This is a genomic window from Stenotrophomonas sp. YJH_SMC_80 (genome assembly GCF_059372495.1).
Window position 1 is genome coordinate 35,749 of the sequence record NZ_JCAFVP010000004.1, and the last position, 12,832, is coordinate 48,580.

Below are 12,832 nucleotides of genomic sequence, written 5' to 3' on the forward strand. Positions count from 1 at the left end.
ATGAACGTCGTGCGCACTCTCCCCCTGATCGTCCTGGCCACCGCCCTCACCGCCTGTGCCGGCAAGCCCGCGCGCAGCGATGCACCGGCAGCCAGCACCGTGGTCCCGGCCAGTTCTTCCACCTCGCCCGCCGCCGCGGCCACCGATGCCGGCACAGCTGACGCTGCCCTGGTCGCGCCGGTGGCCAGTCCGCCGGCTGCTGCCGCATCGTCGCCGGCTGCGCCCACCGACAGCGGCGACGGCAGCGCGGCGAAGACCTCAGCCGCCACCGCGCCCGGTGGCGATGACGACTTCGATGCCCTCTATGGCGGTGCCGGCAACACCACCAACGCAGCGGCCTACGATCCGTGGGAACCGTTCAACCGCAAGGTGCACAAGTTCAACAATGCGGTCGACCGCGGCGTCGCACGTCCGCTGGCCACCGCCTACACCCACGTGGTGCCGCGCTTCGCCCGCACCGGCGTCAGCAACTTCTTCAGCAACCTGCGCGCGCCGGTGACCATCACCAACCAGCTGCTGCAGGGCCGCGGTGCCGATGCGTGGGACAGCCTCGGCCGCTTCCTGATGAACAGCACGCTGGGCATCGGTGGCCTGTTCGATCCGGCCAGCAAGGCGATGGTGCCGCGCCGCAATGAGGACTTCGGCCAGACCCTGGGTGCCTGGGGCTGGCGTCGTTCGCGCTACGTGGAACTGCCGTTCTTCGGCCCGCGTACCGTGCGCGACGTGTTCGGCCTGGCCGGCGACATTCCGTTGTCGCCGATCCGCCGTATCGAAGAGGACAAGGTCCGCATCGGCCTGCAGGGCCTGCAGCTGGTCGATACCCGCGCGCAGCTGCTGGCGATCGACGACCTGCGTGACACTGCCGTGGACGAGTACTCGCTGGTGCGCGATGCATGGATGCAGCGTCGCAACTACCAGATCGAGAACGATCTGCGCAGCAAGCGCGAGCGTGGCCACGACGACGCCAATTCGCCGATCCCGGTCGATGCGATGCCGATGCCGCAGTGGACGCACTGAGTCCTTTCAGCGACGCATGAAAAACCCCGCCTCGGCGGGGTTTTTCTTTGGCGCCGAGGGTGGGGTCGGAGCCCTTTCCCGTGAAAAGGGATCCGACCCCGGCCGATCAGGCAGCCAGCGCGGCTTCGATGGCTTCGCGCAGGCGCGCGTCGTCAGCCGCCACGTCCGGGGCGAAGCGGGCGATGACCTTGCCGTCGCGGCCGACCAGGAACTTCTCGAAGTTCCACAGCACCGCCGGCGCGGCGTGGATCGGAATCTCCTTGCTGGCCAGGCGCTCGCGCAGCGGGCCTTCGCCGATCGACTGCGGCTGCGCAGCGGTCAGCTGCTGGTACAGCGGGTGGGTGTCGTCACCGGCCACGCTGATCTTGGAGAACATCGGGAAACTGACATCGTAGGTGAGCTGGCAGAACTGCTGGATCTCCTCTTCGCTGCCCGGCTCCTGGCCGAGAAAGTTGTTGGCCGGGAAGCCCAGCACTTCCAGGCCCTGTGCGTGCTTTTCCGCATACAGCACCTGCAGGCCTTCGTACTGCGGGGTCAAGCCGCACTTGGAGGCGACGTTGACCAGCAGCAGTACCTTGCCCTGGTAGTCGGCAAGCGAGGACGGCTGGCCGTCGATGGTGGTGAGGGAAATGTCCTGGATCGAAGTGCTCACGCGGGGGCTCCGGCAACAGCGGGGAATGGCCCACCAGCATAGCGCCGCGCGATGTCGGTCGTGCCGGCCGCTGGCCGGCAATCGTGCGATCGTTCGCAAGGGTTCATGAGGCTGCCGGCCAGCGGCCGGCACTACGATCAGTCCACGCAGATCATGCCCTGCGCCTTGCCCTCATCAATGCGCTGGCGGCAGCCGAAGTTCTGGCGGGCATCGCGCTGGCAGGTGCCGGTGGCGGGGCTGCCAACGGCCACTTCGCCGCCGGCAAGGCACTGGCCCGTGCAGTCGCTCTTGCGGCTGCAGGCCTTGCCGGCATCGGCGTAGGGAATCACGCACTGTTCGCGCTGCAGCCGGCCCAGCCGCTGCAGGGTGCCGCCAGCGGCCTGGCAGTCCACATCGCGCGCTTCGCGGTAGGCCTCGGCCGCTTCGGGGCTGGTGGCTGCGGCAGGTGCCGCCGCCGGATTGGCAGCCGGCGGTGCGCTGCTGCAGGCGGCAAGCAGCGCGGTCAGGACAAGGCTGGTGAAGCGGCGCAGGCGCATGGCGTTACCTGATCCAGTAGGACAGGCCGCCAGCATACGCATCGACCATGCAGGCGGCGTGTCGACGTAGCTCAGGCTTCGTCGCCGTCGTCGCCTTCGTTGCCTTCGTCCTCGGCCGTGGCATCAGCATCGGCCAGGCCGCCCAGCAGGGATTGCGCCTGCTCTGACGCCAGCGACTCCACGCCGCGCAGGCGCCGTTCGATGGTGCGCGTCTTGCGGCTGGCTTCGCCGATGCTGCGGCCGACCGTGGTGATCTGCTTCTCGGCCTTCTCGAGAATGCCGGCGAACTTGCCGAACTCGCTCTTCACCGCACCCAGCAGGCTCCACACCTCGCTGGAACGCTGCTCGATGGCCAGCGTGCGGAAGCCCATCTGCAGGCTGTTGAGCAGCGCGGTGACCGTGGTCGGTCCAGCCACCACCACGCGGTGCTCGCGCTGCAACAGGTCGACCAGGCCCGGGCGCCGGATCACTTCGGCATACAGGCCTTCGGTTGGCAGGAACATCACCGCGAAGTCGGTGGTGTGCGGCGGCGCGATGTACTTGTCGCAGATCGACTTGGCCTGCACGCGCACCGCGCGTTCAAGCTGGATGCCCTGCAGGCGCACGCCCTCGGCGTCACCCTGTTCCTGCGCGTCGAGCAGGCGCTCGTAGTCCTCGCGCGGGAACTTGGAGTCGATCGGCAGCCACACCGGCGTGTCGTCGCTGCTGCGGCCCGGCAGGCGCACCGCGATATCGACCATCTCGCCACTGTCCGGGCGTACCTTCACTGCCCGCGCGTACTGTTCCTGGGTGAGCGTCTGTTCGAGGATGTTCTCCAGCTGCACTTCGCCCCAGCTGCCACGGTTCTTGACGTTGGTCAGCACACGCTTGAGATCGCCAACGCCGGTGGCCAGCTGCTGCATCTCGCCAAGACCGCGCTGCACCTGTTCCAGGCGCTCGGAAACCAGCTTGAAGGAGTTGCCCAGGCGTGTTTCCAGCGTCGACTGCAGCTTTTCGTCCACGGTGTGGCGCATCTGCTCCAGCTTCTGCGCATTGTCGTTCTGCAGCGCGCGCAGCTGCTCTTCCAGCGTGGCGCGCATCTCGGCGATGCGCTGTTCGTTGCGCTGGGTCAGTTCCTGCAGGCGCAGGCCAAGGCTTTCGGTCAGGCGCTGCTGCGACTGCGCACCTTCCTCACGACCCTTGCGCGCATCGTCCACCAGGGTCTGGCGCAGCGCGCCCAGCTGGGTGTCGGTACGCCCGGTGAGTTCCTGCAGCTGCTGGCCGAAGGCGTGGATGCGCGCTTCCTGCTGCTGGCCGAAGGTTTCCAGCTGGCCGCGCAGTTCCTGCAGGCGCTGCCCCATGAGTGCGGCGCCACGCTGCTGGCTCTCCGCCGCCTCGGCACGCGCCTTGCGGGCGTCCTCGCCCAGCGCCTCGCGCAGCAGGTCCAGGCGCTGGTCGGTGCGGGTGGACAGATCGGTCAGCGCGCGGGCAAAGCCATCGAGCTGTTCGCGCAGCTCGCTGCGCCCGGCGCGCGCCTCCTCACGCACCGCCTGTTCGAGGCGGTCGTGCGGCGGGCGGCGCAGCAGGGCGACAAGCTGCAGGATGAGCACGGCCAATAGAAGGCCGCCAATGAGCAGATATTCGGTTTGCATGGGGCAAGTGTAGGCTGGCGGAGTCTCAGCTGCTGCGCCAGGACCATGCTCGCTCTGTACGGAAAGCCCACCTCCATCAACGTGCGCAAGGTGCTGTGGCTGTGCGCGGGGCTGGATCTGCCCCTGCGCCACGAGCCTGCGCCACCCGCGGACCTGCTGGCCGCACTGAATCCGAACCGGCAGGTACCGGTCCTGCAAGATGGCGACTTCGTGCTGTGGGAATCCAACAGCATCTGCCGCTACCTGGCCGCCCGCGCCGGCCGTGACGACCTGCTGCCCGCAGCAGCGCAGGCCCGGGCCCGGGTGGAGCAGTGGATGGACTGGCAGTCCAGCGACCTCAACAGCGCCTGGCGCCATGTGTTCATGGCGCGCGTGCGCCAGCATCCGGACTACCCGGACGATGCCCGCGCCGAGGCCAGCCTGGCGCAGTGGAACCGGTTGATGGGGGTGCTTGATGCACAGCTGGCCGCTTCCGACGGCTATGTGGCGGGCGACACCTTTACCCTCGCCGATATCGTGCTGGGGCTGTCGACCCAGCGCTGGCGCAGCACGCCCGGCCACAAGCCCGCGCTGCCACACCTCGCGGCGTGGTTCGAACGCCTGCGCCAGCAGCCCGGTTTCGCCGAACACGTCGACAATAGCGTGGCCTGAGGCAGGGGTCAGATCCCTTTCACGGGGGAAAGGGATCTGACCCCGAGGGCGCGGGAACAACCAGCGTTACCAGCCTTCCAGCACGATCTTGCCCTTGGCGCGGTGACTCTCCAGCAGCGCATGCGCGCGCCGCAGATTGGCCGCGTCTATGCGCCCGAAATGCTCGCCCAGGGTGGTCTGCAGCACGCCGGCATCGATCAGCTCGGCCACCCGGTTCAGCAGGTCGTGCTGGCGCTGCATGTCCGCGGTCTTGTACAGCGGGCGGGTGAACATCGACTCCCAGTGCAGTGACAGTGCCTTGCGCTTGAGCGCCATCACGTCCACCTGGCCCGGATCGTCGATCAGGCCGAACTGGCCCTGCGGCGCCAGCAGCTCCACGATCTGCGCGTAGTGCTGGTCGGAGTGGGTCAGGCTGGCCACGTGCTGCACCTCGCTGATGCCCAGCCGTGCCAGTCCCTCGGCCAGCGGCAGGCTGTGGTCGATCACGTGGTGCGCGCCCATCGCATACACCCAGTCCTGGGTGTCCGGGCGCGATGCGGTGCCGATCACCGTCAGTTTCGTCAGCTTCCGCGCCAGCTGCACCAGGATCGAACCGACACCGCCGGCCGCACCGATCACCAGCAAGGTCTGGCCTTCACCGCCGTCCTCGGGAATGCGCAGGCGGTCGAACAGCAGCTCCCAGGCCGTGATCGCGGTCAGCGGCAGCGCGGCGGCGGCCGCATCGCCGAGACTGGCCGGCTTGCGGCCGACGCTGCGCTCGTCCACCAGCTGGTACTCGGCATTGCTGCCCGGGCGGTCGATCACGCCGGCGTAGTAGACCGCGTCGCCAGGCTGGAACAGGGTGACTTCGCTGCCCACCGCGTCGACGATGCCGACCGCATCCCAGCCCAGCACGCGCGGGCCGTCGGTGGCCACGCCGCGGCGGACCTTGGTGTCGACCGGGTTCACCGCCACCGCGCGCACCGCCACCCGCAGGTCGCGTGGGCCGGGCTGCGGCAGTTCCAGTTCGATATCGATCAGGGCCCGGATGTCGTCGATCGGCAGGCCGGCGTGGGTGTAGGCAATGGCGCGCATGGCAGCGGTCCAGTGGGGAAGGAGTGCACAGGTTGCGCCGCGCACGGTCGCTCAGAAAGGCGCAGAATCGGGCAGCACTTTCACTCCGGCAATGAAGATGATCCGCTTCGACGACCTGCAGTTGTTCGTCCGCACGGCCGCACTGGGCAGCTTCTCGCAGGCGGCCCGCGAGGCCGATCTGTTACCCGGCCAGGTCGCTGCTGCCGTGGCGCGGCTGGAACGCGAACTGGACCTGCGCCTGTTCGTGCGTACCACCCGCAGCCTGCGCCTGACCGGCGAGGGCGCGCTGTACCTGCCGTATGCGCAGGAGGTACTGGCTACCCTGCGCGAAGGGCGGGCCCGCGTACAGGGCGAGGACGCCGAACTGCACGGCACGCTGCAGCTGTCGGCACCGTCGGACTTTGGTCGCAACCTGCTGCTGCCGTGGCTGACCGCATTCCGAGCCGCACATCCACGGCTGCGCCTGCACCTTCGGCTGTCCGATGAAGTGGCCGACGTGTTCCGCGATCCGGTTGATGTGGCGATCCGCATCGGCCACTTCGATGACGCCAACTACGTGGCCCTGCCCCTGCTCGAAGGCAACCGTCGTGTGCTCGCGGCGTCGCCCGATTACCTGCAGCGACGGGGCACGCCGGTGCGTCTGGACGAACTGCGTGAGCACGATTGCCTGGTCTACCAGCTCAGTGGCCGCGCCTACGATCGCTGGTCGTTCGAGGTCGACGGGCGCCGCACCGTGATCCCGGTGCGCGGCCCGCTGGTCTGCGACGACGCCGACGTGGTGCGGCGCTGGGCGGTGGCCGGCGAAGGCATCACCTACAAATCCTGGCTGGACCTGCGCGAAGACGTGCTGGCCGGACGCCTGCAGCTGCTGCTCGACGGCGTCGGCAGCCACATTCCGCTGCAGCTGGTGTGCCCACACCGCAAGCAGTTCTCGCCGGCGGTGCGGCAGCTGCATGCGCAGCTGCGCCAGCACCTGCAACCGCTGCTGTCTGGCATGCCCGATGGACTCCCCCAACCCCTGTCGCCCACCCCGGTGCTGGCCGACAATGGCAGCCCCCCGTAAGAGAGAACACCGCCATGCCGTGGATGGGCATCCAGGACCTGTGGACGTTTCTGGTCGCTGTGCTGGTGTTTCTCGCCCTGCCCGGCCCCGGCACCTTCACCCTGCTGACCGCCACCGGTCGGGGCGGCGTGCGCGGCGGCTACACCGCACTGGCCGGCCTGCTGGTCGGTGACCAGATCCTGATGTGGCTGGCGCTGGCCGGTGTCGCCGCACTGCTGAAGGCCAACCCCTTGGTCTTCCACGCTGTGCAGTACCTGGGTGCGGCCTACCTGGTATGGGTGGGCATCAGCCTGCTGCGCACGCCGAAGCACGAGGGCGGTGATGCTGGTCCGATCCGCATGCAGCCGGGCCGCTACTTCCAGCAGGCGATCCTGATCAGCCTGCTCAACCCGAAGGCGATCCTGTTCTACATGGCCTTCCTACCGCTGTTCATCGATCCGAAGGCGCACCAGGGCATCGCCACCTTCGCGGCCCTGGCCGGCATCATCCTGGTGGTCAGCATCGCCTACTGCTCGATGCTGATCGGCGTGGGCAACCTGGCCCGTCGCCGCCTGATCCAGCATCCGCGCATCAGCGATGCGCTGCGCCGCGTGGCCGGCCTGTTCCTTGTCGGGTTCGGCATCCGATTGGGGTTGAACGGATGAAGGCCTGGCTGGCAACCGCGGTCGCACTACTGCTCGCCGGCACCGCCTCTGGCACCACCGTGCAGGACCATCGCTGCCTGAGCGGCGGTCGCAATGACAGCATCCACCTGGAATGGCGCTGGCTGAAAGACGGCCGGGCCGATGTGCGCTACGCCGGGCAGCGCGAGCGCCTGCCCCTGCACCGGATCTCGATGGAGACCACGGTGCTGGCCGAAGATCGCCCGTACCAGTTCGACAGCGTCTGGGAAGAACGCATCGACGGACGCCTCAACGGCCGCTACCTGCTGAGCACGCAGGGTGCCCTGGTGCTGGATCTGCGTTACGAACGCGCCCGCGATGGCCGCAGCACCACCTTCCACGACGACCCCGAAGCCTGGCAGGAAGACGGCTGCCGCTGGCCCGGCAGGGTGGCTGAGTGAGCACCATCGACGACGACACCCTGCTGGAGCGCAGCTGGGAGTATCGGGAGGAGACGCTGTACCGGCGGTTGTTCGGCGATACCGGACCGGGGATCTACCCCCTCGACATGGATCTGCTGCGCAACGTCTTCAAGCAGGAGCAGATCGGCCCGCGCTGGCTGCATGTCGGCGTCAATGCGTGCCCTCCGCACGGTGATCGACGGCACTGGATCTATGTCAGCACCGGCCTGTCCAACCCCTGGGAAGGGCGGCACGAAGATGGAGATTCGGGGTGGGGCATCGAACTGATGCTTGAGACGCAGGATGAAGCGACGTGGGCGCTGACCACCTTGCGCTGGTTCACCGCGTACCACCTGCTGCTGTGCCACTCACGCATGCCCGGCAATCCGTTGGCGCCATGGGACCGGCTGAAGCTGGGGGGGCCGGTGGATCACGCAGGGAGCATGCTGCAGGCGGCCGTCTTCGTGCCGTCATTGCACTTTCCGGGACCCCAGCAACTGCCATCGGGACGATTCGACTTCCTGCAGCTGCTGCCGTTGACCCTGGACGAGCACGCGTTCGGCCGCGCGCATGGCTTCGAAGTGCTGGTGGCCCAGTTGAGAACCCAAGGTGCGGCGCCGGTGATCGATCCGCAGCGGGTCAGCATCGATCTGGCCCCTGCTCTCGCACTTCAATCGCCTCCGGGCTCGCGTTGAGGGATCGAATCATTTCGAACCCTGCCAGCATTTGTGCCGATTCCGGCAGCGTGGCCGGGGTGCAGCGCGCGCCCCGCCATGCATGACCCCCGTCAGTGGTAATGCTGCGCTGCGTTCGGTCACACTCGGGAACTTGTCGTTCTTAGTCACCCCTTCCGAGGCCTGCATGTCCCTGTTCCGGCGCAAGTCCCTAGATTCCGTCACCGTCCACGAAGCCGGCAGGCGTCTGATCCCGACGCTCAGCTGGCCGCACCTGATCGCGCTGGGTATTGGCGCCATCGTCGGTACCGGCATCTACACGCTGATCGGCGTCGGTGCCAACCTGGCCGGCCCGGCCGTGCTGATCTCCTTCGCCATCGCCGGTGCGGTCTGCGCCTGCGCGGCGCTGTCCTACGCCGAGCTGTCGACGATGATGCCGGCCGCCGGCAGTGCCTACACCTACAGCTACAGTGCGCTGGGCGAGGTGTTCGCCTGGGTGGTGGGCTGGAGTCTGATCCTGGAGTACTCGCTGGTGGTGAGTACGGTGGCGGTGGGCTGGTCCGGCTACTTCGTCGGCTTCCTCGAATGGGTCCACACCCAGTTCGGCTGGAACGTGCACCTGCCGGCCTGGCTGGCGGCCGGCCCGCACGTGGAAGGCGGCATGATCAACCTGCCGGCGATCATCATCACCTGGCTGGTGGCCGGCATGCTGATGGCCGGCACCAAGGAAAGCGCCACCCTCAACGCCGTCCTGGTGGTGTTCAAGCTGATCGCGCTGGCCATCTTCGTGGCCGTGGCCCTGCCCGCCTTCGACAGCGCCAACCTGCAGCCGTTCATGCCGTATGGCTTCGCCAAGTCGATGGGCCCCGATGGCGTCGAGCACGGCGTAATGGCAGCGGCGGCGATCATCTTCTTCGCCTTCTACGGCTTCGATGCGATCTCCACCGCCGCCGAGGAAACCAAGAACCCGGGCCGCGACCTGTCGATCGGCATCATCGGTTCGATGATCGGCTGCACCATCGTCTACGTGCTGGTGGCGCTGGCCGCCGTGGGTGCGATGAGCTACGCCGTGTTTGGCCACAGCGCCGAGCCGCTGGCGCTGATCATGCGCCAGCTGGGCCATCCGACCGCGGCGATGGTGATCGGCGTGATCGCGATCATCGCCCTGCCGACCGTGCTGCTGGCCTTCCTGTACGGCCAGAGCCGCATCTTCTTCGTGATGAGCCGTGATGGCCTGCTGCCGCGTGGCCTGTCCAAGGTCAACGCGCGCACCGGCACGCCGGTGGCGACCACGCTGTTCACCGCAGTGGTGGTGTCGGCGCTGGCCGGTGTGGCGCGCCTGGACGAGATTGCCGCGCTGGCCAACGCCGGTACCCTGGCCGCGTTCACCGCCGTCGGCATCTGCCTGGTGGTGCTGCGCCTGCGCGAGCCGAACCGCGAGCGCACGTTCCGCACGCCGCTGGCCTTCGTGGTCGGCCCGCTGGCCGCGCTGGGCTGCATCTACCTGTTCCTCAGCCTGCCGCACACCACCCAGCTGTATTTCCTGCTGTGGAACGTGGTCGGCCTCGTGCTGTACTTCCTGTACAGCCGCCGCCACGCACTGATCGCGAAGTAAACGGATCACCGGTCGTGCCGGCCAGCGGCCGGCACGACCGCAGGGCGTTTCAACCGCCCTGCTTTGCCGCGTAGTCCTGCGCCTGGCGCATCACCCGCAGCAGGTTGCCGCCCCAGATGCCGGCAATCTGCTGCTCGGTGTAACCCTTGCGCAGCAGCCACGCGGTGATCTTCGGCAGCTGGCTGACATCGGGCAGGTCGCTCAGGCCACCGCCGCCATCCCAGTCCAGGCCGATGCCCACGTGCTCGGGGCCGACCACCTTGAGGATGTGCTCGAAGTGGGCGAAGAAGTCGTCGAGGCTGGCATGGCGCACCGGGTGCTCGTGGTCCAGCGCCTGTTCGGCCTTCAGCAGGGCAACACCCTGCTCGATGCCCATGCCTTCCCAGCCACCCAGCTGCTTGCTCAGCGCTTCCTCGGCCTGCTTGCGCTCGGGCGTCTTCGCCGTGTCGATCAGGTAGCCGCCATAGGCGTTCACCTGGATCACGCCGCCGGCCTTGGCCAGCTTGCGCAGGCGCGCATCATCAAGATTGCGCGGGTGGTCGTAGACCGCCTTGGCTGAGCTGTGCGACAGCACGAACGGCACCGGCATCATTGCCAGCAGGTCATCGAACACCGCGTCGGACGCATGCGACTGGTCGATCACGATGCCCAGCTTCACCGCCTGCTGCACCAGGTCCTTGCCGGCCGGGCTCAGGCCTTTCCATTCCGCTCCCTTGGGGTCGGTGGCCGAATCGGCGAACTCGTTGTTGGCGAAGTGCACGGTACTGAGCAGGCGCAGGCCGGCGCGGTGGTAGAACGAGAGCAGGCTGGGGTCTTCCACCAGCGGGCTGGCGTTTTCCATGCTGATGTAGACCACGCGCTTGCCGGCGGCCTTGATCCGCGCAGCGTCATCGGCGGTCAATGCCAGCGCGAAACGCTCGGGATTGGCGGCCAGCATTTCGCGGATCTCCAGCAGCCGCTGCAGGCCATGGTCACGCTCGGCGAGGTGCGCGGCTGGGCTGCGGTCGCCCTGATCGGTGTAGATGGCCCAGAAGCCACCGTCCAGCGCGCCCTCGACCATGCGCGGGTAGTCCACCTGCGAGAGTGCGTTGCGGTCGTGGCGCTGCTCGATGTCGAAGCCGGTCCGGCCGAAATTGGCCGGCGTATCCAGATGGCTGTCGAGTGTGATCAGGCGCTGCTGCAGGGCCTTGGCGCGGGCCAGTTCCTGTGCGCTGAACTCGATGGCATGAGCCGACAGCGGCGCACACAGCGCCAGGGCAAGCACGACGGACAGGTGGCGCAACGATGGCATGGGCTCTCACCGGCAATGGGAAGAGCCCGACCATAGCGCTGCAGCCAGCAGATTTGTAGAGTCGGGCTCACGCTCGGCTGCCAGGCACCGCGAGTCGAGCATGAATCGTATTCACGGCCCAGCGGCCAGCTTCCCGCGCATTGCGATGCGTTCGAAACAATGGCGCCCCCAGGATCAGGTGGCGCGGCTCGCCTCTACATCGTCCTGCGGTCAGTCGACCACGCGGCAGAACACGGCCTTCAGGTAACGCGATTCCTGCACGTGGGCCATGAACGGATGGTCCGGACCCGCACCAGCGACCTTCAGGATCTGGATCGTGCGGCCGGAGAAATAGGCCGCGCGGCGCAGCATGTCGAGGAACTGGTCCTCGGCCACCAGGCCGGTGCAGGAGAACGTGGCGAACAGGCCGCCCGGCTTGACCACGCCCAGCGCCAGCTTGTTCATGTCCAGGTACTTCTTCAGCGCAGTGATGACCTGGTCGCGGTCGCGGGTCATCTTCGCCGGATCCAGGATCACCACGTCGTACTGCTCGCCGCGGTTGGCGGCGTCGCGCAGCCACGGGAAGATGTCGGACTGGATGAACTTCGGGCGCACGTTGTTCAGGCGCGAATTGCCCTTGGCGATCTGGATGACGTCCTCATCGATGTCGATGCCGACCACTTCCGAAGCGCCACGCGCAGCGGCATACACGGCGAAACCGCCGGTGTTGCAGCACAGGTCCAGCACGCTCTTGCCTTCCACCTGCTGGCTCAGCCACTCGCGGTTCTCGCGCTGGTCGGCGAAGAAACCGGTCTTGTGCGCGCCGGCCGGGTCGGCGCGGAACTTGATGCCGTACTCGGTGATCACCGACGCTTCGGTGGTGGTGTTGCCGTGGAAGTCGAAGCTCTCCTGCTTCTGCACGTGTTCGTCGGCACAGCTGTGGAAACGGCAGCCCGGGAACTGCTCGCGCAGGGCGTCGTAGATCCATTCGCGGTGGCGGAACATGCCGGCGGCGAAGAACTCGACCACCACCAGGTCGCCGTAGCGATCCACCACCAGGCCGGACAGGCCGTCGCCTTCGCTGTGCACCACGCGCCAGGCGTCGGAGACCGCGTCGAGCTTCAGCACCTCACGGCGCAGCGACACCGCCTGGGCGATCTTGCGCGAGAACCAGCCGGCATCGACCGGCACGTTCTGGTCGGTTTCGAGGATGCGCACGGCGATGCGCGAGTGCCCGTTGTAGAACCCGCGGCCAATGAACTCGCCATCGATGCCGACCACGTCGACGATGGAACCGGGCTTGGGCCGGACGGTCGGTTTCTCGACCAGTTTCTGGAAGATCCACGGGTGGCTGGAACGCCACGCATTCTTGAGGCGGACAATCGGAAGGGGGGTATTCATCCACCCATTGTAAACCGGGCGCCGGGGGTCGGATCCCCGCAGGGGCTCTGACCCCAGTGTGGCGACAATGGGGTCGGAGCCCCTTTGAGGATCCGACCCCTGGCCTCCCCATTTGACGGCGGCGGGGCCAGACGGCAGAATCGGCGCCAGAAGGGGAGTAGCTCCCAGACGTTGTCGCCGTCATT

Annotated in this window: 13 protein-coding genes; 7 read left to right on the plus strand and 6 right to left on the minus strand. The window is 67.6% G+C overall.

Annotated features, from left to right (window positions below; all coding sequences use genetic code 11):
- Window positions 1-1,017: an MlaA family lipoprotein gene (locus AC5P99_RS08510; RefSeq protein WP_088435715.1), complete on the plus strand. Its 1,017-nt coding sequence runs from the start codon at window positions 1-3 to the stop codon at window positions 1,015-1,017.
- Window positions 1,018-1,123: 106 nt separating this feature from the next.
- Here AC5P99_RS08510 and AC5P99_RS08515 read toward each other — a convergent pair whose 3' ends face one another.
- From AC5P99_RS08515 to AC5P99_RS08525, 3 genes are all read right to left on the minus strand, one after another.
- The gene (locus AC5P99_RS08515; protein WP_495213042.1) at window positions 1,124-1,669 is read right to left on the minus strand and encodes a glutathione peroxidase; all 546 of its coding nucleotides are present in this window, start codon (window positions 1,667-1,669) and stop codon (window positions 1,124-1,126) included.
- 137 nt (window positions 1,670-1,806) lie between these two features.
- The gene (locus tag AC5P99_RS08520) at window positions 1,807-2,205 is read right to left on the minus strand and encodes a hypothetical protein (RefSeq protein ID WP_099605179.1); all 399 of its coding nucleotides are present in this window, start codon (window positions 2,203-2,205) and stop codon (window positions 1,807-1,809) included.
- A 71-nt stretch (window positions 2,206-2,276) separates the two neighbouring features.
- Window positions 2,277-3,836 carry a DNA recombination protein RmuC gene (locus tag AC5P99_RS08525; RefSeq protein WP_005411712.1) on the minus strand — a complete coding sequence of 520 codons (1,560 nt, stop codon included), beginning with the start codon at window positions 3,834-3,836 and terminating at the stop codon, window positions 2,277-2,279.
- 45 nt (window positions 3,837-3,881) lie between these two features.
- On the opposite strand from AC5P99_RS08525, the gene AC5P99_RS08530 reads away from it, so the two are divergent.
- Window positions 3,882-4,487: a glutathione S-transferase family protein gene (locus tag AC5P99_RS08530; RefSeq protein ID WP_049450038.1), complete on the plus strand. Its 606-nt coding sequence runs from the start codon at window positions 3,882-3,884 to the stop codon at window positions 4,485-4,487.
- 66 nt (window positions 4,488-4,553) lie between these two features.
- Here AC5P99_RS08530 and AC5P99_RS08535 read toward each other — a convergent pair whose 3' ends face one another.
- Window positions 4,554-5,561, minus strand: a complete 1,008-nt coding sequence (locus AC5P99_RS08535; RefSeq protein WP_099605180.1) for a zinc-binding alcohol dehydrogenase family protein — start codon at window positions 5,559-5,561, stop codon at window positions 4,554-4,556.
- Between the two features lie 91 nt (window positions 5,562-5,652).
- Between AC5P99_RS08535 and AC5P99_RS08540 the strand changes: the two genes are divergently transcribed.
- The 5 genes from AC5P99_RS08540 to AC5P99_RS08560 all read left to right on the plus strand — a co-directional run bounded on the left by AC5P99_RS08540 (window position 5,653) and on the right by AC5P99_RS08560 (window position 9,976).
- Window positions 5,653-6,624, plus strand: coding sequence for a LysR family transcriptional regulator (locus AC5P99_RS08540; protein WP_329753896.1), 972 nt, complete (start codon window positions 5,653-5,655; stop codon window positions 6,622-6,624).
- Window positions 6,625-6,638: 14 nt separating this feature from the next.
- Entirely contained in the window at window positions 6,639-7,268 is a 630-nt protein-coding gene (gene leuE, locus AC5P99_RS08545) for a leucine efflux protein LeuE (protein ID WP_285310030.1), read from the plus strand.
- On the plus strand, window positions 7,265-7,687 hold the full coding sequence (locus AC5P99_RS08550) for a hypothetical protein (protein WP_005411717.1): 423 nt from the start codon (window positions 7,265-7,267) through the stop codon (window positions 7,685-7,687). Before leuE ends, AC5P99_RS08550 begins: the two co-directional genes overlap by 4 nt.
- Entirely contained in the window at window positions 7,684-8,382 is a 699-nt protein-coding gene (locus AC5P99_RS08555) for a suppressor of fused domain protein (RefSeq protein ID WP_495213043.1), read from the plus strand. The genes AC5P99_RS08550 and AC5P99_RS08555 overlap by 4 nt, the downstream gene beginning before the upstream one ends.
- A 166-nt stretch (window positions 8,383-8,548) precedes the next feature.
- Entirely contained in the window at window positions 8,549-9,976 is a 1,428-nt protein-coding gene (locus AC5P99_RS08560) for an amino acid permease (protein WP_476470943.1), read from the plus strand.
- Window positions 9,977-10,025: 49 nt separating this feature from the next.
- On the opposite strand, the gene AC5P99_RS08565 is transcribed toward AC5P99_RS08560, so the two are convergent.
- Complete coding sequence (locus AC5P99_RS08565; protein WP_088435819.1) at window positions 10,026-11,267, minus strand: dipeptidase; 1,242 nt, start codon at window positions 11,265-11,267, stop codon at window positions 10,026-10,028.
- Window positions 11,268-11,477: 210 nt separating this feature from the next.
- A complete protein-coding gene (locus AC5P99_RS08570) occupies window positions 11,478-12,647 on the minus strand; it encodes a class I SAM-dependent rRNA methyltransferase (RefSeq protein ID WP_495213044.1) in 1,170 nt (389 codons plus the stop codon).
- Between the last annotated feature and the right edge of the window lie 185 nt (window positions 12,648-12,832).

Coding starts and splice junctions, on each gene's coding strand:
- AC5P99_RS08510 (WP_088435715.1), top strand. CDS start 1: ATGAACGTCGTGCGCACTCTCCCCCTGATCGTCCTGGCCACCGCCCTC.
- AC5P99_RS08525 (WP_005411712.1), bottom strand. CDS start 3,836: ATGCAAACCGAATATCTGCTCATTGGCGGCCTTCTATTGGCCGTGCTC.
- AC5P99_RS08520 (WP_099605179.1), bottom strand. CDS start 2,205: ATGCGCCTGCGCCGCTTCACCAGCCTTGTCCTGACCGCGCTGCTTGCC.
- AC5P99_RS08540 (WP_329753896.1), top strand. CDS start 5,653: ATGAAGATGATCCGCTTCGACGACCTGCAGTTGTTCGTCCGCACGGCC.
- AC5P99_RS08535 (WP_099605180.1), bottom strand. CDS start 5,561: ATGCGCGCCATTGCCTACACCCACGCCGGCCTGCCGATCGACGACATC.
- AC5P99_RS08530 (WP_049450038.1), top strand. CDS start 3,882: ATGCTCGCTCTGTACGGAAAGCCCACCTCCATCAACGTGCGCAAGGTG.
- AC5P99_RS08570 (WP_495213044.1), bottom strand. CDS start 12,647: ATGAATACCCCCCTTCCGATTGTCCGCCTCAAGAATGCGTGGCGTTCC.
- AC5P99_RS08565 (WP_088435819.1), bottom strand. CDS start 11,267: ATGCCATCGTTGCGCCACCTGTCCGTCGTGCTTGCCCTGGCGCTGTGT.
- AC5P99_RS08550 (WP_005411717.1), top strand. CDS start 7,265: ATGAAGGCCTGGCTGGCAACCGCGGTCGCACTACTGCTCGCCGGCACC.
- leuE (WP_285310030.1), top strand. CDS start 6,639: ATGCCGTGGATGGGCATCCAGGACCTGTGGACGTTTCTGGTCGCTGTG.
- AC5P99_RS08560 (WP_476470943.1), top strand. CDS start 8,549: ATGTCCCTGTTCCGGCGCAAGTCCCTAGATTCCGTCACCGTCCACGAA.